The sequence below is a fragment of the Methylobacterium guangdongense genome, assembly GCF_038442355.1.
Lineage (GTDB): Bacteria > Pseudomonadota > Alphaproteobacteria > Rhizobiales > Beijerinckiaceae > Methylobacterium > Methylobacterium guangdongense.
In genome coordinates, this window is sequence record NZ_JBBXMX010000007.1 from 243,511 (window position 1) to 265,236 (window position 21,726).

At 67.4% G+C, this 21,726-nt stretch carries 22 protein-coding genes; 12 read left to right on the forward strand and 10 right to left on the reverse strand.

Going from position 1 to position 21,726, the window contains the following annotated elements; all coding sequences use genetic code 11:
- Positions 1-4: 4 nt before the first annotated feature.
- Genes AAHG09_RS15990 through AAHG09_RS16000 form a run of 3 tightly spaced genes read left to right on the forward strand, consistent with a single transcriptional unit; the run spans position 5 to position 3,101 of the window.
- Positions 5-1,291 carry an aspartate aminotransferase family protein gene (locus tag AAHG09_RS15990; protein ID WP_342108413.1) on the forward strand — a complete coding sequence of 429 codons (1,287 nt, stop codon included), beginning with the start codon at positions 5-7 and terminating at the stop codon, positions 1,289-1,291.
- A gap of 34 nt (positions 1,292-1,325) precedes the next feature.
- The gene (locus AAHG09_RS15995) at positions 1,326-2,165 is read left to right on the forward strand and encodes a GntR family transcriptional regulator (RefSeq protein WP_342108414.1); all 840 of its coding nucleotides are present in this window, start codon (positions 1,326-1,328) and stop codon (positions 2,163-2,165) included.
- A gap of 3 nt (positions 2,166-2,168) precedes the next feature.
- Positions 2,169-3,101 carry a 2-hydroxyacid dehydrogenase gene (locus tag AAHG09_RS16000; RefSeq protein WP_342108415.1) on the forward strand — a complete coding sequence of 311 codons (933 nt, stop codon included), beginning with the start codon at positions 2,169-2,171 and terminating at the stop codon, positions 3,099-3,101.
- Positions 3,102-3,866: 765 nt separating this feature from the next.
- Here the strand turns inward: AAHG09_RS16000 and AAHG09_RS16005 are convergent.
- The 10 genes from AAHG09_RS16005 to AAHG09_RS16050 form a co-directional block, all read right to left on the reverse strand.
- A complete protein-coding gene (locus AAHG09_RS16005; RefSeq protein ID WP_342108416.1) occupies positions 3,867-4,628 on the reverse strand; it encodes a GntR family transcriptional regulator in 762 nt (253 codons plus the stop codon).
- A gap of 82 nt (positions 4,629-4,710) precedes the next feature.
- Positions 4,711-5,475, reverse strand: a complete 765-nt coding sequence (locus tag AAHG09_RS16010; protein WP_342108417.1) for a carboxymuconolactone decarboxylase family protein — start codon at positions 5,473-5,475, stop codon at positions 4,711-4,713.
- Positions 5,472-5,861, reverse strand: a complete 390-nt coding sequence (locus tag AAHG09_RS16015) for a cupin domain-containing protein (protein ID WP_342108418.1) — start codon at positions 5,859-5,861, stop codon at positions 5,472-5,474. Before AAHG09_RS16015 ends, AAHG09_RS16010 begins: the two co-directional genes overlap by 4 nt.
- Positions 5,862-5,870: 9 nt before the next feature.
- Positions 5,871-6,764 (reverse strand): NAD(P)-dependent oxidoreductase, encoded by an 894-nt coding sequence (locus AAHG09_RS16020; protein ID WP_342108419.1) that lies wholly within the window; start codon positions 6,762-6,764, stop codon positions 5,871-5,873.
- Between the two features lie 41 nt (positions 6,765-6,805).
- The gene (locus AAHG09_RS16025) at positions 6,806-8,182 is read right to left on the reverse strand and encodes an MFS transporter (RefSeq protein WP_342108420.1); all 1,377 of its coding nucleotides are present in this window, start codon (positions 8,180-8,182) and stop codon (positions 6,806-6,808) included.
- Between the two features lie 89 nt (positions 8,183-8,271).
- On the reverse strand, positions 8,272-8,673 hold the full coding sequence (locus AAHG09_RS16030) for a carboxymuconolactone decarboxylase family protein (RefSeq protein WP_342108423.1): 402 nt from the start codon (positions 8,671-8,673) through the stop codon (positions 8,272-8,274).
- Between the two features lie 73 nt (positions 8,674-8,746).
- Positions 8,747-10,183, reverse strand: a complete 1,437-nt coding sequence (locus tag AAHG09_RS16035) for an aldehyde dehydrogenase family protein (RefSeq protein WP_342108424.1) — start codon at positions 10,181-10,183, stop codon at positions 8,747-8,749.
- A gap of 4 nt (positions 10,184-10,187) precedes the next feature.
- Complete coding sequence (locus tag AAHG09_RS16040; RefSeq protein ID WP_342108425.1) at positions 10,188-11,060, reverse strand: NAD(P)-dependent oxidoreductase; 873 nt, start codon at positions 11,058-11,060, stop codon at positions 10,188-10,190.
- A 54-nt stretch (positions 11,061-11,114) separates the two neighbouring features.
- Positions 11,115-11,441 carry an NIPSNAP family protein gene (locus AAHG09_RS16045; RefSeq protein WP_342108426.1) on the reverse strand — a complete coding sequence of 109 codons (327 nt, stop codon included), beginning with the start codon at positions 11,439-11,441 and terminating at the stop codon, positions 11,115-11,117.
- 12 nt (positions 11,442-11,453) lie between these two features.
- Positions 11,454-12,263 (reverse strand): N-acyl homoserine lactonase family protein, encoded by an 810-nt coding sequence (locus AAHG09_RS16050; RefSeq protein WP_342108428.1) that lies wholly within the window; start codon positions 12,261-12,263, stop codon positions 11,454-11,456.
- Positions 12,264-13,098: 835 nt separating this feature from the next.
- Here AAHG09_RS16050 and AAHG09_RS16055 point away from each other — a divergent pair.
- From AAHG09_RS16055 to AAHG09_RS16095, 9 genes are all read left to right on the forward strand, one after another.
- Positions 13,099-14,409, forward strand: coding sequence for a tyrosine-type recombinase/integrase (locus AAHG09_RS16055; RefSeq protein ID WP_342108429.1), 1,311 nt, complete (start codon positions 13,099-13,101; stop codon positions 14,407-14,409).
- On the forward strand, positions 14,406-15,380 hold the full coding sequence (locus tag AAHG09_RS16060; RefSeq protein ID WP_342108430.1) for a hypothetical protein: 975 nt from the start codon (positions 14,406-14,408) through the stop codon (positions 15,378-15,380). Before AAHG09_RS16055 ends, AAHG09_RS16060 begins: the two co-directional genes overlap by 4 nt.
- Positions 15,381-15,557: 177 nt before the next feature.
- The gene (locus AAHG09_RS16065) at positions 15,558-16,031 is read left to right on the forward strand and encodes a hypothetical protein (RefSeq protein ID WP_342108431.1); all 474 of its coding nucleotides are present in this window, start codon (positions 15,558-15,560) and stop codon (positions 16,029-16,031) included.
- On the forward strand, positions 16,028-16,399 hold the full coding sequence (locus AAHG09_RS16070) for a hypothetical protein (protein WP_342108433.1): 372 nt from the start codon (positions 16,028-16,030) through the stop codon (positions 16,397-16,399). Before AAHG09_RS16065 ends, AAHG09_RS16070 begins: the two co-directional genes overlap by 4 nt.
- A 2-nt stretch (positions 16,400-16,401) precedes the next feature.
- On the forward strand, positions 16,402-17,622 hold the full coding sequence (locus tag AAHG09_RS16075) for an AAA family ATPase (RefSeq protein WP_342108435.1): 1,221 nt from the start codon (positions 16,402-16,404) through the stop codon (positions 17,620-17,622).
- Between the two features lie 1,246 nt (positions 17,623-18,868).
- A complete protein-coding gene (locus AAHG09_RS16080; protein WP_342108436.1) occupies positions 18,869-19,228 on the forward strand; it encodes a hypothetical protein in 360 nt (119 codons plus the stop codon).
- An 80-nt stretch (positions 19,229-19,308) separates the two neighbouring features.
- Positions 19,309-19,524, forward strand: a complete 216-nt coding sequence (locus AAHG09_RS16085) for a hypothetical protein (RefSeq protein ID WP_342108437.1) — start codon at positions 19,309-19,311, stop codon at positions 19,522-19,524.
- Positions 19,524-20,660, forward strand: a complete 1,137-nt coding sequence (locus tag AAHG09_RS16090) for a S49 family peptidase (protein ID WP_342108439.1) — start codon at positions 19,524-19,526, stop codon at positions 20,658-20,660. Before AAHG09_RS16085 ends, AAHG09_RS16090 begins: the two co-directional genes overlap by 1 nt.
- Positions 20,657-21,655 (forward strand): hypothetical protein, encoded by a 999-nt coding sequence (locus AAHG09_RS16095; protein WP_342108440.1) that lies wholly within the window; start codon positions 20,657-20,659, stop codon positions 21,653-21,655. Before AAHG09_RS16090 ends, AAHG09_RS16095 begins: the two co-directional genes overlap by 4 nt.
- Positions 21,656-21,726: the final 71 nt, after the last annotated feature.

The window sequence follows — 21,726 nt, forward strand, 5'->3', positions numbered from 1 at the left end:
TACCATGACTGCCCCTTCCGCCTCCGCCGAGGCCCTGATCGCCCGGCGCCGCAGCCTCCTCGGCGCCTCCTACCGGCTGTTCTACGAGCGGCCGGTCCACATCGTGCGCGGCGCGGATGTCTGGCTGTACGACGCCGAGGGGCGCCGCTACCTCGACGCCTACAACAACGTGCCCTGCGTCGGCCATTGCCACCCGCGGGTGGTGGAGGCGGTGGCGCACCAGATGGCCACCCTCAACACCCACACCCGCTACCTGCACGCGGCGGTGCTCGACTATTCCGAGCGGCTGCTGTCCACCTATCCAGCCGCCTTCGGCCACGTCATGTACACCTGCACGGGGTCCGAGGCGGTGGACCTCGCCCTGCGGATCGCGCGCTACCAGACCGGCGGCACCGGTCTCGTGATCACGCGGAACGCCTATCACGGCACCACCGAGGCCACGGCGGGGATCTCCCCGTCGCTCGGCCCCAACGTGCCCCTCGGCCGCGACGTCTGGACGGTGCTGGCGCCGGACGCCTACCGCAACCCCGGCGTCGATGTCGGCGCGCGGCTGGCCGAGGACGTCCGGGCGGCCTTCGCCGACATGCGCCGCCACGGCGTGCGGCCCGCGGCGTTCATCGCCGACGGCATCTTCTCGACGGACGGGACCCTGGCCGAGCCCGCGGGCTTCCTCCGCCCGGCCCGGGAGGCGGTGCGGGAGGCCGGCGCGCTCTACATCGCCGACGAGGTGCAGCCGGGCTTCGGCCGGACCGGCGCGGGGATGTGGGGCTTCGCCCGCCACGGCATCGTCCCCGACATGGCCGTGATGGGCAAGCCGATGGGCAACGGCCTGCCCATCGCCGGGGTCGCGATGCAACCCGAGGTGGCGGACCGGTTCGGCCGGGACGTGCGCTACTTCAACACCTTCGGCGCCAACACGGTCTCGATCGCGGCGGCCGGCGCGGTGCTCGACATCCTGGCGGACCAGGACCTCGTGGCGAATGCCGCCGCCACCGGCGCCCTGATGCTGGAGGGGATGCGGGCGCTGATGGCGCGGATCCCGGCCGTCGGCGACGTGCGGGGGGCGGGCCTGTTCCTCGGCGTCGACCTCGTCGCCTGCCGGGAGAGCCGCACCCCCGACGCGGCGCTGGCCAAGCGGGTCGTCAACGCCCTGCGCGAGGAAGGCATCCTGATCAGCGCGTCCGGCCCCCACGACAACGTGCTGAAGATCCGCCCGCCGCTGACCTTCTCCGCCGAGCACGCCGCGCTGTTCCTTGAGGTCCTGGGCAAAACCCTGGACGATGCGGCCTGACAAGAAGACCACAAGACCTGGCAGGAGACGACCCATGCATCCGGCGGAAGTCCTGGACCCGAGTCCGGCGGCGGGCTCGGCCCTGCGCGCCGACCTGCCGAAGGCGGCGCGGGTCTACGCGACCCTGCGCGAGGCCATCATCGCCCTGCAGCTGAAACCCGGCGCGCGCCTCGTGGAGAAGGATCTCTGCGACGAGCTCGGCGTGTCGCGCACGCCCCTGCGGGACGCGATCCTGCGGCTCGCGCAGCAGCGGCTGGTGACCGTGGTCCCGAGCGACGCCACCTTCGTCAACAAGATCGTCCTGGACGAGGTGATCGAGGGCCAGCTCGTGCGCGAGAGCCTGGAGCTGCGGATGGTCGCCCTGGCGGCCGAGCGCTTCGAACCCGCCCACCGCTCCGCCTTCGAGCTCGTCCTCTTCCGCGAGGCCGACGCGGCCCGGCGCGGCGACAACGCCGAGTCCTTCGCCCTGGACAACGACTTCCACCGGCTCCTGTGCGCCTGCGCCGGCTTCCCCCGGGTCTGGGACACGATCCACCTCGCCACCGGCCAGCTCGACCGCGTCCGGCGCAACGCCTTCCCGCTGCAGAACTTCCACGTGGAGGTGCTCGACGAGCACCGGGCGATCTTCGCGGCGTTGTGCCGGCGGGATGCGGAGACTGCGGTCTCGCTCCTGCGCACGCATCTGGGCGGGACGCTGGATTCGCTGCGGATCCTGCTGACGCGGGAGCCCGATTTCGTCGCGTTCGACCCGGCATCGCCGGCCTTCGCGCTGTTGCGGCGGTCCGAGCAGGCCGGGGACGCCGCGCCGCGCGATGCGTCCGAGGGAGCGCCGAGGCGGGGCACGCGCCGCCGCGCCGCGCCGCGGGCCGTGTAGGCGATGGCGATCCCCGTCGTTCTCAAGACCGTTCCGGAGCACGCCCGCGTCTGGCACCACGTGTTCGCCGCGGAGGCGCCGGAACTGCGCCTGATCGACTGGGCGCCCGGCACGCGGTTTCCCGGAATCGGCGACTTCGCCGGCTGGAAGCCGCCCGCGGACCTCGCGGTGCAGATGCCGGACCTGCGCCTCGTGTTCTCGGTCGGCGCCGGGATCGATCACCTGCCGCTCGAGGCCCTGCCCGAGCACGTGCAGATCGTCCGCATGGTCGCCCCCGACGTGACGCGCTCGATGGTCGAGTACGTCACCCTCGGCGTGCTGGCCCTGCACCGGGACCTCATCCCCTACGCGGACGAGACCCGCCGGGGCCTCTGGAACCCGCGCGTGATCCGCACGGCCCGCTCCACCCAGGTCGGAATCCTCGGCCTGGGCGTGCTCGGGAGCGCGGCGGCCGCGGCTTTGGACGGGTTCGGCTTCCAGGTCCGCGGCTGGGCGCGAAACCCCAGGACGCTGGACGGGGTCACGTGCTTCGCGGGCCGCGCGGCGCTCCCCGGTTTCCTGTCCGGCTGCAACATCCTCGTGTGCCTGCTGCCCCTGACGCCGGACACGCGCGGGCTGCTCGACGGAGATCTGTTCCGGCATCTGCCAGCCGGGGCCGCGCTCCTGAATGCGGGGCGCGGGGCCCATCTGGTCGAGGGCGACCTGATCGCGGCGCTGGACACGGGCCAGCTCGGGGCGGCCATGCTCGACGTCCTGTCGGAGGAACCACCGCCCGCGGATCATCCGCTCCTCGGCCACCCCCGGATCCTCGTGACCCCCCACAGCGCCAGCGCGAGCCAGCCGGACGATGCCGCGCGCCAGATGATCGCGGCGGTTCGCGCCTGCCGGGACGGGCAGCCGCTTCTCAACCGGGTCGACCGCAGCCGGGGATTTTGAGCGCCGTCAGACCGTTTCGGGGGCACGATGGTCCACCGGCGTTCGCATCGTGCGGCGCGGAGGACCAACTGGCGGGGTGCGGCAGGCCGAGCTTCCCCCGGGACGGCGTCGTCTCGGCCTTCCTCAGGACCAGGCCTGCCCGGCGCTGTTCGGGACGGACCCGGGACCTGGCGTCGCCGAGGCCGCCCGGCATGGCGGCGGCCTCAGGGTAAAGCCGTCCGCACGACAGGCCTCAAACCTCTCCCGAAGGGCGTGGACGATCCGACCCGACGCGCCGGCCCGTTCACCCTGAAAATTTCCCCCCGCCGACATAGGGCTTCGCGCCATGTCGAGGATCTTGCCCTGGCCGGCAGAAGCTTTTGTGCGGTGATGTCGTGGCGCGGAGTATCCCGCGCGGCCGCGTGATGACAGGGATACGATTAAACGGGACACCGGGGTCGGGTCGTTGTGCTGCCGCATGCTTGTCCGGCCGCCTGCCGGAGAAGCGGCCATTAGCGGCTGCGCCGCGGCACGTTCAGCGGGATCGTCGACCTGCAAGCAGCGATCAGCGCTCCATCGCCGAGCATAAAAAGCCGCCGAGGCCCTCCGTCGGGACCAAGCCCGCCGCCGCAATCCCCGACAGCCAGGCGGCACCATTTGTCCGAGCCGGTGCACGCGCAATGGGCTTGAGGATGGTGCGATCTACAATGTCGGTCAGGGTCCCTCCGCACGTCGCCAAGTCCTTGGCCAAGTCACCTCCTTGGCCAAGTCACCTCCTCGGCCTAGTTACCTCCTTGGCCCAATCACCTCCTTGGCCTGATCGCCAGCTTTCTCGTGGCGACGCTTGGCGACCGCATTGCGCTCGCGCGTTTCCAGCTGCCTGAGGGCGACGGTGCACGCATTCGTCACGTGCTCGGAGGCTATCGCCTGGGCTCCGACAGCGTCCCTCGCCCTGAAAGCGGCCGCCAGCTTCTCGATCTCCGCCAAGCTGTGCGGAAGGCGTTCGGGGTGCATCAGCGAGGTCGCGCGCAGCAGATTGATCCGGGAGTAGAAGCCCCGGAGAATCTCGCAGACCAGGGCGTTCCCGCAATTGCCAAGCATGATGTCGTACAAGGTGCTTTTGGCCTTCAGCACCTGCTCGGTGTCGCCACTTTCGGCGGCGCTGCGCAATCGTCCAGCGGCCTGATCGAACGCGATCACGGCTGCGTCCGACCCGTGCGAAGCGAACTCGTGGGCGGCATACCCTTCGAGCACCGCTCTCAGCGCATAGAGCTGACGTGCCTCGTCCATCGAGATCGATGCGACCACCGGCCCCCTGTGAGGAACCGTATGGACGAGTTTCTCGGCCTCCAGCCGACGCATCGCTTCCCGCACGGAGACCCGACTGACTCCGAGATCCTCGCAGAGTTCCCGCTCGACCAGCCGCTCGCCCGGTGCGTAGACGCCCGACGTGATCGCATCCCGGACGGCATCCTCGACCTTTCGGCGTAGCGTATCCGGCTGTATGGACCCGATCCTGCTCATGGAATTGCGTTCGTTGTCCGCCATCGAGCCGAAGGGGTGACATGGCCCGCGTCGGGGGAGCAAGACGCCCCCCCGGGTGTCCGTGTCCGATCGGCCGACGGGGTTGTCAATCTCGGTTCCGCGCCGCCAGCTCCTCGCGCACGATGGGAGCCGCGAGTTCCGCGCCGTGCATTCCGATCAGGCTGACGATCTCCAGGACCTCCATGATCTCCTCTTTCGTCGCTCCGTAGCCGAGCGCGTTCTTCATGTGCATCTTCAGGCCCGGCACGTAGAGGTGCGTCGCGGCGGCGTCGAACGCGCAGTAGACGAACTCCTTCATCTTCGGCGTCAGGACGCCGTGACGCCAGGGATAGGCGGAGAAGTCGAGATATCCCGCGAACAGGTCCGGATCGAGTTCGAGAAGGCCGTCCCAGAACGCGTGCCAGTAGCCACGGTCGCGCGTGAAGTCGGCCTTCAGCGTCTCCTGTCGCGGCGTCAGCGGCTCGGGTCCCGTCCTTTGGCCGGCCTCCTCCAGCACCTCCAGCAGCAGCGGCACGCCGATGTTGCAGGCGTGGATGCCGAGCGTCGCCGTGAGCGCGAGCACCTCCGTGATCTCGTCGGCCGTCGCGCCGGCGTCCAGGGCGTTGCGGACCTGACGGCGGACGCCGGGCGCGTACAGGTGCGTCGCGGCGGCGGACGCCGAGAGCGCGATCAGGGCGCGGTCCTTGGCGCCGAGGTGGTTCTTGCGCACCGGCACCATCGCCAAACGCGCCCAGGCGTCGAGGAAGCCGGGCGACAGGTCCGCCAGCGCCCCGTGGCTCTCGTCCCAGTAGCCGATCTGTTCGGTCACGGTCGCCCGGAGGGTGTCGATCTCCGTATGATCGCCCCTCACGACGTGGCCTCCGCATAGTCGGCCTCGACCGCCTCGTCCTGCCAGTCGGTTTTCCCGAGGGAGATCGCCGTATGCATCAGGTAGCTGTCGACGGCCGCGCCGTGCCAGTGCCGTTCGCCCGCCGGGATCCAGACGGTGTCTCCGGCCCGGATCGCCTCGGCCTTCCGGCCTGCGACGCAGATCCAGCCCTTTCCGGCGGTCACCTGCAGGATCTGCCCCTGCGCATGCGTGTGCCAGAAGGTGCGCGCGCCCGGCGTGAAGAACACGTTGTTGATGGTGACGCCCTCCGTCGTGGGCATCACCGGATCGGCCCAGACCTGCCCCGTGAAGGTGGGGCCGCGGCTCTCGGACTTCGCGCTCTGCTCTCTGCCGTGGAAGATCTTCATGTCGACCTCTCAGTTGTCGTGGAGACGGATGCCGCCGGAGACGTCGCCGATGGCATCGACGACGCGGTTGGAGATGACGTCGCCGTAGCCGAGCGCCGTCGCGAGGCCGAAGCTCGCCATCGGGCCCGCCGCGTTGAAGGAGGCGACGCCGAGTTCGTGCAGGAGATCGGTGTAGAGGACGACGTCCTTGGTCATCAGCTTGCCGGTCAGGCCGCCTTCCAGGTAGTCGCCGTCGACGATCTTCGGGAAACGGTTCAGCGTGGCGAAGTTGACGCCGCTGGAGGCGTTCAGCACCTCCAGGAGCCGGTGCAGGTCGAGGCCCGCCTTCCTGCCCGCGACCATGACCTCCGCGGTGGCGGCGAGGCTGACCGCGTTCAGGAAGTTGTTGAGCAGCTTGGTTGTGTGGCCGGCACCGGAACCGCCCATCGTCACGACCTTCCGGGCGATCGGCGCGAACACCCAGGCGAGCCGGCCGATCACATCCCCTTCGCCGCCGACCATGAGCGTCAGGGTGCCGGTCTCGGCCGCGGCCGCACCTCCGGAGATTCCGGCATCGACATAGGAGACCCCCCGCTCGGCGAGGGCCCCCGCGATGCGGCGGGTCGAACTCGCGGCGGCCGTGCTGAGGTCGACCACGATCTGGCCGGCCCGGCAGCTGGCGAGCACCCCGCCATCCCCCAGGACGACGCGCTCGACGACCTTGCTGTCGGGAAGCGACAGGAGGACGACGTCCGCTGCAGCGACGACCGCGGCGATGGACGCGACGGGGGTCGCGCCCCAGCGGCCGGCGGCGTTCGGGTCCATGTCGAAACCCATGACCTCGATACGCGCCTCGACCAGGCGCCGCGTCATGCGGCCGCCCATGTTGCCGAGGCCGATGAAGCCGATCCGGTTCTCGTCCATTCTCGAATCCTCCCTTGGTCGGGTCCTGGGCACGGGCCGGCTCAGTGGCCGGTGCCGAAGTCCACGTCCTTGGTCTCCGGCCCGATCAGTGCGCCCACGGTGCCGATCAGGCCGCCGACGGCCAGCAGGGCCACGGGGGTCAGCGCCAGCGGCATCAGCGCGCTCAGCCAGTCCATGTAGAACGCGTAGAAGGACGGGATCACCACGGAGAGGCTGAAGCCGATGCCGAAGCCGGTGGCGCGGACGTCCGTGGCGAAGCGCTCGTTGATGTAGGTGACGATGACGCCCCAGGGCGAGGTCACGAGCACCGCCAGGAGGCTGACCAGCATCACGCGGGTGCCGAACGCCATCTCGGGCGTGACGGTCAACGTGTAGAGAATGTACGCTCCGACCGTCGCGATCAGCGGGCCGGCGATCACGAAGAACCGCCGGCGGCCTATCGCCTGTCCCAGAAGACCGGAGCCGATGTAGCTGAAGAACAGAATCGTGTAGCAGATCATCAGCGTCGCGGTCAGCGCGAAGCCGCTGAGGTGCAGGGTCTTCACCAGCAGCCCGGTCGGCATGTAGATCGTGATGATGTTCTGCGTCATCCAGAAGCCGGTCATCAGCAGCAGGACCTGCAGGAGGTCGCGCCCGCCCTTCCCAGTCAGCAGTCCCGACATGGGCGACGTCTCGGCCTGGACCGCCCCGGCGACGGCCTCCTTCTTCCAGACCTCCGATTCCGAGACCTTGTGGACGTAGTAGAGGGCGAGCAGGCCGGCGAGCGCCGCGCCGACGATGAAGGGGATGCGCCAGCCCCAGACCGTGTAGGGCGACCCGGGCCCGTCGAGCGGGAACAGGCAGAACATCAGCATGGTGATGAGGTTGATGCTGACGTAGGCGGCCGGGAAGCCGGCGATGATCAACCCGCCGACGAAGCCGCGCTTGTCCTTCTTCGAATACTCGATGGCCAGCGGCATGGCCCCCGTGTAGCCGCCGCCGAGGAAGATCCCGTCGAGGAAGCGCAGCAGCACCAGCAGGATGTACGAGGTCAGGCCGAGCGTCTCGTAGCCCGGCAGCAGCCCGATCAGCAGCGTGATCACGCCGAAGCCCGCCACCGAGTAGATCGAGGCGGCCCGGCGCCCGACCTTGTCGGCGATCAGACCGAAGATCAGGGCGCCGATCGGACGACCGAGAAGCGTGGTGATGAAGACCAGCGACGCCAGCACCGTCTCCATCTGGGGGGAGAGGTTCTTCGGCTGGAACAGGAACATCACCGGCGCCAGCGCCACCACCGGCAGATAGATGTCGAACATGTCGATGTATTCGGAGAAGAAGGCGCCGCGGATGGCGCTTCGACGCTTCTCCTCGAACGACTGGGACGATGCCGCAGGCACCCCCGTCGCGTCCGTTGCCAGTGCTGCCGACGTGACCGTCATGGCGTCTTACTCCCTGTTGGCGTGCCGCGCAGGTCTTCGCCTGCGTCGGGATTCGGGCGCAGGATCCCCCTGCGCGGAGGTCCTCCGGATCAGCGTGCGCCGCCGTGCTCCTTCTCCCAGTCGGCGATCGCCGTGGAGGCGGTCCGGAAGGCGGCCAGGGCGGCCGGCGCGCCGCAATAGACGAGCGCCTGCATCAGCACGGCCTGGATCTCGTCCTTCGTCACGCCGTTGGTGAGCGCGCCCTTCACGTGGACGGCGAGTTCGTGGTGCTGGTTCATCGCGGTCAGCATCGCGATGTTGAGCATGCTGCGGGTCTTGAACGGCAGCGTCTCGTCGCCCCAGACCGCGCCCCAGCAGTACTCGGTCACCAGCCGCTGGACCGGGCGGTTGAACGCATCGGCGTTGGCCCAGGATTTCTCCACGTGTGCCGCGCCGAGGACGGTCTTCCGGTTGTCGAAGCCCCTGTCGAACATCTCGTTCTCGTCGGACATGTCGCTACTCCCACGTTTCGAACGGCCGTTGCCGATCCCGGCCGCATCACCCGGCCCACGTCGCCACGACGGATCAGTCGATCCCGAAGCCGATCATCGCCTTGGTCTCGAGGTATTCGTGAAGGCCCGCCTCGCCCCATTCCCGGCCATTGCCGGACTGGCGGTAGCCGCCGAACGGCGCGTGCAGGTCCGGGGGCGGGTAGTTGATGTGGACCTGCCCGCCGATCAGCCGCCTCGCCACCGCGCGCGCCCGGTCGCGGTCCCGCCCCTGCACGTAGGCGGCGAGCCCGTAGTTCGTGCCGTTGGCGATGGCGATGGCCTCCTCCGCGTCGTCGTAGGCGAGGATCGACAGGACCGGCCCGAAGATCTCCTCCCGCGCGATGGTCATGTCCGGGGTCACGTCGGCGAACACCGTCGGACGGACGTAGAAGCCGTGGTCGAGGTGGTCCGGCCGCTCCGGGCCGCCGGCGACGAGCCGCGCGCCCTCCGCGATGCCGGTCCGGATCAGACCGACCACGCGCTCGTACTGGGTGCGGTTGACCACCGGGCCGAGATTCGTCTCGGGATCCGCGGTCGGGCCGAGCCGGAACCCGGACGCCGCCTCGGCCGCGATGGCGGCCACTTCGCCCATCCGGGCCCTGGGCACGAGCATCCGCGTCGGGATGGAGCAGGACTGGCCGGAATTGGTGCAGCAGGCCGCGACGCCGCGCCGGACGGCCTGATCCCAATCGACGTCGTCGAGCAGGATGTTGGCCGACTTGCCGCCGAGTTCCTGCGCGACGCGCTTGATGGTCGGAGCCGCGGCCCGGGCGATCTCGACCCCGGCGCGGGTCGACCCGGTGAAGGAGACCATATCGATCCCCGGATGCGCGGCGATCGCGGCGCCGACGCCCGGCCCGTCCCCGTTCACGAGGTTGAACACGCCCGGCGGGACGCCGGCGTCGTGCAGGACCTGCGCGAACAGCGTCGCGCTGACGGCCGAGTACTCGCTGGGCTTCAGCACCATGGTGCAGCCGGCCGCGAGCGCCGGGGCGATCTTCACGACGATCTGGTTGATCGGCCAGTTCCAGGGGGTGATCAGGCCGCAGACACCGATCGGCTCGCGCCGGATCCGCGTGGTGCCCCTGTCCGCCTCGAAGGCGAAGCGCTCCATCACCGCGATGAGCGCGTTCAGATGTGCCGGCCCCCGCGCCGCCTGCCCCGTGCGGGCGAAGCCGATGGGCGAGCCCATCTCCTGCCGGATCGCCTCGGCGAAGGCCTCGGACCGCTCCTCGAACAGCGCGAGGATCCGGCGCAGCAGCGCGACGCGTTCGGCGGGCGCCGTCTCCGCGAAGGCCGGGAAGGCGGCGCGGGCCGCGCGCACGGCCCGGTCGACATCCTCGGCATTGCCGAGCGCGAGCGTGCCGAACGCCGTCTCGGTGGCGGGATCGATGAGCGGGAACGGCCGGGCCGCGACAGGCTCGACCCAGGTGCCGTCGATGTAGAAGCGGCTCAGGTCCGGGAGCGCCATCGTCTCAGGCTCCCTTGCCCAGAAGGCGGTACATCTCGGTGTGGTCGGCCGCGGGCCCGACTTCGCCGGCGATCGCGTGCCAGGTCTCGATGCAGTGCCGGCCGAAGCCGAGCGGGTAGTCGACCGACTCCGCCAGAGCCCCGGCGATGCCGAGATCCTTGTCCATCAGCTTCAGCGAGAAGCCCGAGGCGAAGCTGCCGCTGAGCATGAACTGCTTGACCTTGTTCTCGGAGGTGTTGCTGCGCCCCGACGAGGCGTTGAGCACGTCGGTCATGGCCTCCGGCGCGATGCCGAAGCGTTGGGCGACGTGGAGCGCCTCGACCGTGGCGAGCAGGCCCGCGGCGGAGACGAAGTTGTTCAGCGCCTTGGCGGCATGGCCCGATCCGGCCGGGCCGATATGCAGGACGGACTTGCCCATCGCCTCCAGCACCGGACGCCGGCGGGCCAGGAGGTCGGCCTCGCCGCCCACGAGGATGGCGAGGGTGCCGTCCGACGCCCGTTTCACGCCGCCCGAGACCGGGGCGTCGAGATAGCCGAGCCCCTTCCCGGCGAGCGTCTCGCCGAGCGCGCGGGAGCGCACCGGCTCCGACGAGCTCATGTCGATCACGGTCGCACCCGCCGGGAGCGCGTCGGCCCAGCCCGAATCCAGCAGCACCGTCTCGACGATGGCGGAGTTCGGCAGCATCGTGATGAGCAGGTCGAGCCCGGCCGCGTTCTCCCGGGTGAGCGTCGTGGCGCCGAGGTCCCGGCAGAGGGCCTCGGTCCGCGCCGCATCCGTATCGAGCAGGCGGAGCGTGTGCCCCGCCTTGGCGAGGCACCGGCTCATGGGGTCGCCCATCATGCCGAGACCGATGAAGCCGATGCTGTTCTGTTCCATGCCGTCGATGTCCTCTTGGCGGCCGCCGGACGAGCCCGGCGCCGCGTGGTCCTGTCAGCGCAGTGCGGAGAAGTCCGTTGGGGTGAGGAAGGTGTTCTCGATCCGGGCGACGATCGGCCGGTCCTTCTCGGTCTCGGCGCGGGCGGCGATCCAGTCCGGGTCGGCCTGAAAGGCGTTCCAGCGCGCCTCGCGCTGGGCCATGTCGTCCCACTTCAGCAGGTAGGTGAGTGCATGGTTGTCCGGGCCGACGAGCGTGGTCCAGAAGCCGACCTGCTCGATGCCGTGCTTCTGGAAGAAGCCGAGTGTGGTGGCGCGGAAGCGTTCCAGCAGCGCCGGCAGCCTCGTGGGCGCGCAGTAGTAGACGCGCATCTCGACGATCATGGAATCCTCCGTTCAATAGGTCGGTGAGGTGGTCGGGGGCAGGTCGACGCGCGCGATCCAGCCGACGGCGTCGTCAAACGCCGGAGGGTAGATGGCGAGAACCTGCGGGTCGTGTCCCGGGACGATGCGATCCTCGGACCCGGCCAATCGCCGGACGGTCCGGTAGCCCTCGAACATGTCGCCGAGGTTGTAGACGACCGGGTAGGCCAGCTCCCGGCCGATGTTGGCGAAGAAGTGCGCGGCGTCGGAGGCCAGCACGACCCAACCGCGCTCCGTGTTCACGCGGACGATCTGCAGGCCGTCGGAATGCCCGCCGACCCGATGGAGGGTGATCCCCGGGTAGAGGGTGTCGGTCGTCTCGCGAAAGCGGACGCGGTCCTCGAACAGGCGATCCACCATCGCCTTCACGTCCTCGGCGGCGAAGGGGTGCCGCAGCCCGGCGTGGCACATGCACCGGCCGGTGCAGAAGGCCATCTCCCGCTCCTGGACGTGGAAGCGGGCCTTCGGGAACAGGTGGTGATTTCCGGCGTGGTCGTAGTGGAGGTGGGTCAGGACAACGTCCTCGACCTCGGCGGGATCGACCCCGATGCGGGTCAGGCCCTGTTCGACCGAGCGGACGATCGCGCGTCCGCGCTTTTCGGCCATCGCCCGATCGAAGCCGGTATCGACGACTATTGTTCGCCCGGCGCCCTGTATCACCCAGACGAAATAGTCGATCGGCATCGGTCCATCGTGGATGTCTCCGCCGATGAAATTATCGCGCGCCATGCGGTGATGATGCGCATATTTGATCGCGTAGATCCTATAGATCTCAGCGCCCATCCAGGTCTTTCCTCCAGGCGGCCGATTGTTCGGTTCTCGCGCGCGGATGAATCACAGCCGCGTGGCGATAATGATCATATCGTCATACAATCTGTCAACACGCTGCTCGGGCCCGCTGTCGCATGGCCCACGGTGTTCGATCGGCGCGGTTGGCCGCCGCCTGGTCCGGCCTTGAATGGCGTCCGCTCCATCGCGTGGATGAAGTCCCGCTTGCCGAAGAGCCCGTCCGCTTTGGCGCCAGACATCAGCGGACGAGGCAGCGTCGCCACAGCGGCTGCAATCCTGCCGGAAGCCCGTGCAGGCAATTCAAGCGTCAGCGGACGGTGATGCTTCGGAACTGAAAGCGCGAACGCTGAAAATGTCCGGTTCGAGGCCTCGTGCCGCCAGAACCAGCCGGACGGCTTCCGGCCCAACCTGGTCGAAACGCTGGATTTGCTCTGGTGTCGAAAGCAGACACCCGCATGCCTCGACCTGGATCCATTCCAAGCAAACGGCCGCACAGCGGGTGTGAGCAGCACTTCGTCAGTATGAATGGGCGCCAGGCTGATGGCCGACCAAATCCAGCAGCGTCCGAGTCTGTCCGGCTCGCTCGACGGGACACGAACTGGACACCAGCTACAGCGATTTAGGCTAAGTGCTTGGACTACCTGGCGCGCCCTACGGGAATCGAACCCGTGTTTTCGCCGTGAAAGAGCCACTAGTCAGACGTTCCGGGACATTGCCGGACGTGCTCGGATATTGCGTTATCAAGCACTTAGTGTGATGGTGTTCGAAACAGTCCCCGTTTGTTCGCCTACGTTTATTAGGCCAAACTTGGGGTCATTCGAGGCCACGCATGTCCCGCACACTCCGTGAGGCAACGCTCGATACTCGCGCCGCCCGGCTGCGGCTGGCGCCATCCCGCAAGCCCTACTGGCGCTCGATCGAAGGCGGCTTGCAACTGGGCTACCGCCGGGGCGATCGGGGAGGGGTGTGGCGAGCGCGGCGCTACGTCGGCACCCGGTACCTTGAGACGACGCTGGGCGTCGCCGACGACGAGACCGATGCCGATGGCGTGAAGGTGCTGGGTTTCCGTCACGCCCTCGCGGCTGCCCGCACCTGGTGGCAGGCCGAAGAGCGCCGGGATCTTGGTGCGCTCGAGCAACGCGCCGGGCCGTACACAGTCGGCGACGCGCTTGATGAATACCTGGCCAACTACGTCGCCAAAGGGGGCAAGAGCGAGAACGCGACCCGGACGGCCGCCAACGTTCACGTACGGCCGACGCTCGGAAAGGTCGCCCTCGACAAGCTGACTACCCGGAAGATGCGCGATTGGCACCACGGGCTCGCTGGCGCGGCCCGTCGCCTCCGCACGAAGGCTGGCAAGGAACAGCAGCTCGCGGAGATCGATGATGACCCGGAGGCAGTGCGCGCCCGGCGCGCCACTGCCAACAGGATCCTCACGATCCTAAAGGCCGCGCTCAACCATGCTTTCGCGGAGCGGCACGCCCAGTCCGATGCAGCCTGGCGGGCAGTCAAACCCTTCCGGGAGGTCGATGCGCCCGTGGTGCGGTTCTTTACCGAAGATGAGTGCCGACGCCTGGTGAATGCCGCGGAGCCGGAGTTCCGGCGCCTTGTCCAAGGCGCCTTGCTCACTGGCATGCGTTATGGAGAGCTCGGCCGCCTCAAGGTCTCGGATGTGAACCTCGACGCCGGCACCGCTTCGGTACGGCGCGGCAAGGGCGGCAAGGGCCGGCATGTGGTGCTGACCGACGAGGCGAGGGGGCTGTTCCGCGACCTGACGGCCGGGCGGCCAGGCTCGTCGCTGGTGTTCGCCCACGAGGACGGCCGGCCGTGGGGCATGAGCCACCAGATCCGCCCGATGGTCGAGAGCTGCCGCCGCGCCAGCATCGTGCCAGCGGCCGGTTTTCACGTCCTTCGGCACACGCACGGCAGCGCGCTGGCTATGAAGGGCGTGCCGATGCAGGTGATCGCCACACAGCTGGGCCACGCTGACACCCGGATGACTGAACGGCATTACGCGCACCTGGCGCCAAATTATGTAGCCGACACCATCAGAGCATCATTCCCCAACCTCGGAATTAGAGATGCCAACGGCATCAGTAATCTTTCCACGATGCGCTCCAAGAGTAGTGCGGCAGCGTGACCGCGATGAAAAAGAGCAGCGCCGAAGATTGGGACTTCGACAGCTTGGAATACATCGCCGCTATATACGCAGCTGAAAATTCGGCTAGGAACTTCATAACCGAAGCAGCTGTGGACAACCTTTGCCAATCAACAGGGATTCAATGTAACGAGCATTTTATAAGCTGGTATGAGCGCTCTGCAAACACACTCGCATCGGACATCATAGAAGAAATAAGATCCAGATCTAACATCAAAACAAGAATTGAAATACTAAGTCGCGCAGCTTCGGACCCGTCACGGGTCATACAAGATTATGTTAGCGAAAACCTACATGAAAGCGAATGGCTTTATGGCGATAAATGGCAATCAACTTTCGCTGGCCTTCGCACAATTCTGTCTAAATTTTACGGTCCGGAACTAGATCGACCCATAACACTACAGGAAACGGAAAATCTTCTAAGGGAGTGCCGTAATCATTTCACAGCACTCAGCCAAGCGGAAATAAGATTTGCTGCGAAGCGCGGCCGCAAGAAATCTCGCCCCCTATCGAGGGCAATGGGCCAACTTTGCCGCATGGCAGATTTATACGGACTGGATCTCATTCTACCAGCGAACGAGGTGGCGGGTATCAAAGAGGCATCCACGCCACTATTTCGGCTCGCACTCTCGTTTATTGGGCATGCTTCTTTCAAATTAAGCATCGCAATAGAAGACAACGTCTTCACATCTGCTGCGGATAACATCGCTCTTCAGAAGAAGGCTGCGTGGCTAAATCATTTTAGCCCACGAACTCTAGTTGCATACCTTCGCGAAGAAATCCGCGTCGTACAGGCGCAAAATTCGGTGCTTCAGGTCTATCAATTACCGCCTCACGGCGCCTCAGAAATTCGTGCTTTCAACCCCTCAGACGGCATCCCGTCCGAGGAGATCCAACCATGTTCGAAGCCGGAGCCGAGCGGATCGACACGCTCGCCAAACACTCCCCGCTAAGCCGCAGCGCCATTTACAGCGCCATCTCTGAAGGTGAGCTGACCGCTCGGAAGCACGGCGGCTGCACCTTGATCCTCAAGGCGGACTGGGAGGCTTTCCTTGCCAGCCGCCCGGTGTTGGAGCGGAAGCCTCGCTCAGCGCCGGCGCTGCCGGCGGATGCTGTTTGAGGAGGCCATCATGAACATACATCAGATTGATGTAGCCTTTGATGCCGCCATGAGAGCTGCCTTCGGCATGAGTGATGAGCGCTACGCCCGGTTCAAAGCGGCTTGCCCAGGGGGCGGCACGGCGGATCTGATTCAACGGCTCCGACCAGCACCGAAGGATGCATGGACACAGATATGCGAACAGCACGCTGTAGAACGAGCCCAAGAAGCATGCACAGAATACAAAGACGGAGACTTAATTTATAGAACCGGAGATTTCATCTGGGCATTGTATTGGACTGAATTTGACAACGCCCTCAAATCAATCGGATGCCGTCGGCGGCGCACAATAATATATGCCGCTGGAACATCCTTCATGGAAGAAGTTGAACGTATTCGGGACCGACGCCTTGGACCGTCTGAATTACGCGATCAGATGGACACTGAAAGCTTGGATTACAGTCCCACGCTGGGGGATCTGATGGAACGGCAGGATGAGGCATGATGGACCTTTCCGACCTTCCACTGTTCAGCGGCGTCACGGCGGTCGAGGCCGAGCGTAAGCCGAAGCGCCCCCGCTCGCCGCTGGCCCCGCCGTCGCCCCGGCTCATCAAGTCGGGTTCGCGCATCGTGGCCCTGCCGCTGGCCCGCGACCGGCGGCTCGTGGCGGACCTCGTGGCAATGTTCCGAGCGGTGCCGCCAGGACCGCAACGCGCCGCCGCGTTCCGCCGCGACGTGCTGACGCCGCTCGTGTCGCCGCGGCTCGCCCTCGGTCTGACGCCGGATCAGATCGAAGCCGAACTCAACGCCCTCGAAGAAGCGATGGTCGGACAGATGCTCGCCGGCCAGTTGCGGGCGGGGCGCCGCGGATGACTATGACCCCGGTGCCCCCTCCCGCATCTTCCGAACTCACCCCGCTGACCAAGTTCGACGGCGCCCGGCCACGTAGGCAACGCCCCGCCGTCGGCACCATCTTCCACCGCGTGGACCGTCTGCCCCCTCGCCCCCCGCGTTCGGAGTTGATCGCCGGCCTCGCCGCGGCGGGTGAGATCATCGCCCTCGCCGGGGCCCCGGGCTCTGGGAAGAGCGCGCTGGCCACGCTCATGGCTCGGACGCTTGCCGATGGAACACCCTTTCTGGGCCGATCAGTTCGGCGCGGGGCCACGGTCTACGTCGCTGCTGAGCGAGCCGCCGAGGTCGAGCGGCGGCTTCGCTCTGCCGCCTCTCCGGGCGCCGCCCTCTACGTATCGAGCGCTCGCCCGCAACTTGCCGATCCGATCAGCGTCGAGGAGCTCATCGAAGGGGTTCACGTGGTCGCAGCGGACGAGCCCCTGCCGATCCGGCTCATTGTGTTGGACACGGCCGCGCGATGCTTCAGCGGTCTCGACGAGAACTCCAGCCGTGACATGGGCCTCGCCGCGGAGGGCATGGCTCGCATCCTGGAGGAAATCCCGACCGCGGCGTTGTTGGTCCTGCATCACCTCGACAAGAGCTCGGCGGCCATGCGCGGCTCTACAGCCCTGCTCGGGGCGGTAGACATGGAACTAAGAGTCCGGGGTTCGGGCGCCGATCGCAAGGCCACCGTGACCAAGGCCAACGCTGTTGCCGAGGGTCAGCAGTTCGCGTTCTGCATGGTCGTTCGGAAGGCCGATGACGGGCTCGATGTGGTCGAGGCCGAGGCTGCCGATGATGCGTACGGCGGCGCAGGGAGGATGAGAGTCGTTCATCGGCGCCCCCCCGACGCCGATACGGCGCTGGCTGCCCTAAGCGATCTCGCCGGCCGAGGGGTCGTTTCCCTGGATGACTGGCGGTACGCCACGATGCTGCGGTTCGTGGACCGGACCCCGGCGTCCAAGCGCCAGGCGTGGTCTAAGGTCCACCGCCTGCTCATCAGCGCCGGTGATGTCGTTCTCGATGGTAATAGCGTCAGCATCAGCGAGGCGTCAGCGGGCCGTCAGCAAGGCATCGGCGCTGACGGGGGCAAAGTGTCAGCGCGAAGCGTCAGCGCACCCCTCCCTATAGGGGAGGGTGCTGACGTCGCTGACGCCCCTCGGGCTCAGGCTCGAAAGAGGATTGGCAGGAAACGTCAGCGCTGACGCTTGTTCACGGCATGTGCCGCCTCGGCACTGCCGTGAGCTTCCGGCGGCCGGCGCCCCATGGCATCCGGTCCGTCCGGCGCGCCTTATTCAGCCAGGACCGCACAGCTGCTTATGGTCCTGGCGAAGGCGGGTCGGGGCGCCCCAGGCGACCCCGAGCCCGCCCCTGCAGGCTGTGGCACCTATAGGACCATGCTTCGGCATCACGGCTGCGGGGCCCGGCATCGTGGCACCGTCCAACGTGTGAGGGCCACCCTGCAGTCGCTTTCTCACGCCTCGGCGCCATCTGCTCACAATCGGCGCTTACAATCTCCTACACTGCAGACTGCTGCTCACAGCCACCCACGACCCGCTCACCAGCACTGGCTTGGCGCTCACATTGGCGGGGTGTGAGGGGCGCTCGCGGCCCTAAAGGGCACGCGCCCCCCACGCCCCTCATTGTCGGCGCCCCTACGACCTGGGCCACCGCCTCAGCAACTCGATGTGGTGAGGCTCCATCTGGAACCGCCACCTGCCATCCTCTGCAGGCTCAAGCCATCCGTGTAGGGCTAACCAAGGCTGGGGCGAGAAAGCGACGGTGACACCACCATCAGGCCGATCACCCACAGGTGTGAGATAGATCGGCGCGCCGGATGGCGCTGAGAACAACAGTAGATCCTGGCCTGTGATCACCTTCCTGTCTCCGTTCAGCGTGATCAGCATACCGTGGGCGATCTCTTCGGCATCCGTTGTGCCCGAGATCATCCATCCTTGCTCAAGGTCTTCGGCCAATGCTCTCCCCCTGTGTGCGCGATGGATCGCCACTGTTCGAGCTTGTGCCGTCCGCGTGCAAGCTGCCCCCTGTAGAAGCGCCCGCCGCCCACCGCCCGCCCGGCCGACCCCGCAGAAATTGGCCTGTGGCGCCCGACGTTCCGCGCCCGGCCCGTTGCGCCTCGCAGCCCGCCCGCGGCTGCCCACGGCCCGCGCTGCGCACGCCTGCCCCCCCCAGGCAGGAGGGGCTGTGACACCCCCCGTGTCCGCCCCGAGACACTTAAGGGACCGTACAAAGGCTGGGAGGGCCCGCGCCGACGCGCAGCCCGGGACTTGCGCGTTTTCACCTCCCCCAGATTGCCATTTTCCTTTCTCGGCCGAGGCCTGCTTTTCCAGGCGTCCCGAGCCCACGAAAAGCCCCAATCTAGCAGGCAGCAGTTGCGCACAAACCACTGATTTTATTGACCTAATGTGCTATCCAGTCCGTATGAATGGCGTGGTTTTTCAGCTCGCACGGCAGGGACGGACGGCAGAGGAAATCCGCGCCGATCTGCAGGCTACGCACGCACAGTACGACGCCAGGGTGCGCACGCTCCTGGCCGAGCTTGAAGGCGCCCCGGCGAGGCCGGGCAGCCCCAGTGCCGACCCGTTCGCTGAGCAGAAGCAATCCAAGGCGCAGGCAGCACACGAGCTTGGGATATCGGAAAAGCGCTTGAGCAGCCTCCTGGTGCGATACCAGGAGGCGTATCCCGATCGCGCGAAACTGGCGGTCCAGCCAGCGGGCTTCAAAAACTCGCGCTGGTTGGTGTACACGGATCGTGTTCGCCGGGTCATCGAAAGCGGAGAGCCGTATTGAGAGGCTGAACGGAAAATTTGGCCAAAGACGTATAAAGATGGCGCCTGCCGCTTTTGCCTGAAGGGCGGTAGCTTTGGCGCATGGTACAGCACCTGCCCTACTCGCCATCGCGCGATCTCTGCACCGAAAACCTTTACGTTGGGGTGCCGCTCGACTTGAAGCGGGCCGTGGCCGATGCCGCCCGCCGTGAGGGCAAATCGGTCGCGAGCAAGGTCCGGGAGGCCGTGGCAGACGCGCTGGAGCGCGGCTGCCACAGCGCCCAGGAGCCCGCCACCGATCGCCGGGGCGCGCGCTGATGGCTGCCACCCTGCACCACATCGCCAGCTTGGTGTTGAACCGCCCGCTGATGCTGCTGCCGTCTAAGCTTGAGACCATCGCCGCCGTTCTCGGCGGCCGCATCGGTATCGACGCTTCGGGCCTCGCCCCGGCCGCAAGCCGGTTAGTAGGCAGCCGGGTCGATCAGGATCCGACCGGCGGCCGGGGTACGCTGCCTTACCGGCGAACCGCCGAGGGCACCGCCATCATCCCTGTGATCGGCAGCACCGTGAACCGCGGCGCTTGGATCGGCGCCAGCAGCGGCCTGGTGTCGTACGAGGGCCTGAAGTTCCAGTTGGCCACCGCGGCCGAGGATCCCCGCACCCGTGCGGTCTTGCTCGACATGGAGTGCCCCGGCGGCGAGGCCATCGGCTGCTTCGAAACAGCAGCCATCGTCCAGCAGGTGGCGGCCAGGAAGCCCGTGGTGGCTGTGGTGAACGGCATGGCCGCCAGCGCGGCTTACGCGATCGCGAGCGCCGCCACTCGCATCGTCACCACTCCCACCGGCATCTCGGGTTCGATCGGCGTGGTGATGCTACACGCGGACTACTCTGGCGCCTTGGCCAAGGCCGGGGTGAAGCCGACCTTCATCTTCGCGGGGGCCCACAAGGTAGATGGGAACCCCTACCAGGCGCTGCCCGAGGCCGTCCGCGATCGCCTGCACGCCGAGATCGAGGCCTTCTACGGGGCATTCGTAGAGGCGGTGGCCGCCGGTCGCAAGAACCTGTCCGCCGCGGCTATCCGGGCCACGGAGGCCAGCACCTACATGGGCGCCGCGGCCGTCGCCGCCGGCCTCGCCGACGAAGTCGGCACCTTTGAAGGCGCGTTGGCCGACCTGGCCGGCGGCCGCATCACCACCACCACCCCGCAGGGAGCACCCGCAGTGACATCGAACGCGCGCCAACCCGGCGCCACCTCGGCCCAGGCCAGCTCGGACATGTGGGCCGAGGTGATCGGGGAGCAGAACGCCCGCCTCGGCTTGGGCCAACGCCATGCCGGTGTTCCGGCCGCCGGTGGCGAGGGCCAGCAGGCCACGCCGTCCACCGCCCAGGCTGAAGCTTTCTCCTGGGATGAGGTTGTGGCCGAGGTCAACGCGACGGTGGGAGCGGCCCGATGATCCGCGCCTTAAAAAACCTGTTCGGCCTCGCCCAGCGCGAAGACGCCACCACGGGCGAACTGGCACCATCGCTACCGGCCGCTGAGGCCGAACTTGCCGCCGCCCAGGCAGCCCAGGCGGCGGCCGAGGAGGCCTATCGCGGCGCGTTGCTAACCGCCGATGAGGCCGGGCTTCTGCAGCTGGACGCTGCCCGGCGCGAGGCTGGTGTACGCATCGATAGGGCTACAGCCCTGATCGATGCGTTGAGCGCGCGCCTTGCCGATGCCCAAGCCCGGGAGGCCGAGGCGGCGCGGGTCATGCGTTTTCAGGAGGCCAGCCGGGAGGCGGACGACGCCGCGGCAGCCCTTGGCGAGTTGTACCCCAAGCTGGCTGGCGATTTGGTCGCCCTGCTCATGGTGGTCACGCGGGCCGACCAGCTGGTGCAGGCTGCCAACGCCGATCGCCCCGAAGGGACCGCGGCGATCCCAGGTGTCGAGGCTCGCGTCCGCAACCGGCCGGGTGAGCCTGAGGAGATCGTCGGCGAGGTTACGGTAGAGCGCTGGGTCCGGGTTGGGCAGATCCGGCCTGGCACCTTCGATCAGGGTGAAGTGAGAGCGGCCGGCAACGGCCGCGGCATGATCCCGATCGAAGGCCATCCCCTTCGCGAGGGACACGAGGTCGAACTACGCCGGTTCACCGAGCAAAAGTACATCCCGGCCGATTACGGCTCCGTCCCCGATCGGCTTGCGGAGCGATTGATGCTGCCTGGCCTCCGGTTCGGTGAAGCCGCCTATTACCAGCCGGTCGATCGCCCCCACCAAGGCACCATCCGGCCCGCAGATGTGCTCGCACGGATCGCAGCGCTGCGCGCCCAGGCCCCACGCGACGAGCCCATGCGCGCCGTCGAGACGAGGCTCCTCCCTGCGGACGAGCAGCCCGTGCGAGCCCTGCCGCCGCCTGAGAGCCATCGTGTGTACCGCGGCCGCTACTCGGCCGACAAGCCTGCCGGCGCCTGATTTCACGAGCTACTGGCCGGCCGTGGCGGTCTTGCCAGTAAGACAGGACAAACATTGAAGACGACGCGCGG

Coding starts and splice junctions, on each gene's coding strand:
- AAHG09_RS16020 (WP_342108419.1), bottom strand. CDS start 6,764: ATGGACGAGAACCGGATCGGCTTCATCGGCCTCGGCAACATGGGCGGC.
- AAHG09_RS16075 (WP_342108435.1), top strand. CDS start 16,402: ATGACCCCGGTGCCCCCTCCCGCATCTTCCGAACTCACCCCGCTGACC.
- AAHG09_RS16025 (WP_342108420.1), bottom strand. CDS start 8,182: ATGACGGTCACGTCGGCAGCACTGGCAACGGACGCGACGGGGGTGCCT.
- AAHG09_RS16065 (WP_342108431.1), top strand. CDS start 15,558: ATGAACATACATCAGATTGATGTAGCCTTTGATGCCGCCATGAGAGCT.
- AAHG09_RS16050 (WP_342108428.1), bottom strand. CDS start 12,263: ATGGGCGCTGAGATCTATAGGATCTACGCGATCAAATATGCGCATCAT.
- AAHG09_RS16005 (WP_342108416.1), bottom strand. CDS start 4,628: ATGGCGGACAACGAACGCAATTCCATGAGCAGGATCGGGTCCATACAG.
- AAHG09_RS16085 (WP_342108437.1), top strand. CDS start 19,309: ATGGTACAGCACCTGCCCTACTCGCCATCGCGCGATCTCTGCACCGAA.
- AAHG09_RS16000 (WP_342108415.1), top strand. CDS start 2,169: ATGGCGATCCCCGTCGTTCTCAAGACCGTTCCGGAGCACGCCCGCGTC.
- AAHG09_RS16040 (WP_342108425.1), bottom strand. CDS start 11,060: ATGGAACAGAACAGCATCGGCTTCATCGGTCTCGGCATGATGGGCGAC.
- AAHG09_RS16035 (WP_342108424.1), bottom strand. CDS start 10,183: ATGGCGCTCCCGGACCTGAGCCGCTTCTACATCGACGGCACCTGGGTC.
- AAHG09_RS15990 (WP_342108413.1), top strand. CDS start 5: ATGACTGCCCCTTCCGCCTCCGCCGAGGCCCTGATCGCCCGGCGCCGC.
- AAHG09_RS16055 (WP_342108429.1), top strand. CDS start 13,099: ATGTCCCGCACACTCCGTGAGGCAACGCTCGATACTCGCGCCGCCCGG.
- AAHG09_RS16015 (WP_342108418.1), bottom strand. CDS start 5,861: ATGAAGATCTTCCACGGCAGAGAGCAGAGCGCGAAGTCCGAGAGCCGC.
- AAHG09_RS16070 (WP_342108433.1), top strand. CDS start 16,028: ATGATGGACCTTTCCGACCTTCCACTGTTCAGCGGCGTCACGGCGGTC.
- AAHG09_RS15995 (WP_342108414.1), top strand. CDS start 1,326: ATGCATCCGGCGGAAGTCCTGGACCCGAGTCCGGCGGCGGGCTCGGCC.
- AAHG09_RS16095 (WP_342108440.1), top strand. CDS start 20,657: ATGATCCGCGCCTTAAAAAACCTGTTCGGCCTCGCCCAGCGCGAAGAC.
- AAHG09_RS16030 (WP_342108423.1), bottom strand. CDS start 8,673: ATGTCCGACGAGAACGAGATGTTCGACAGGGGCTTCGACAACCGGAAG.
- AAHG09_RS16090 (WP_342108439.1), top strand. CDS start 19,524: ATGGCTGCCACCCTGCACCACATCGCCAGCTTGGTGTTGAACCGCCCG.
- AAHG09_RS16045 (WP_342108426.1), bottom strand. CDS start 11,441: ATGATCGTCGAGATGCGCGTCTACTACTGCGCGCCCACGAGGCTGCCG.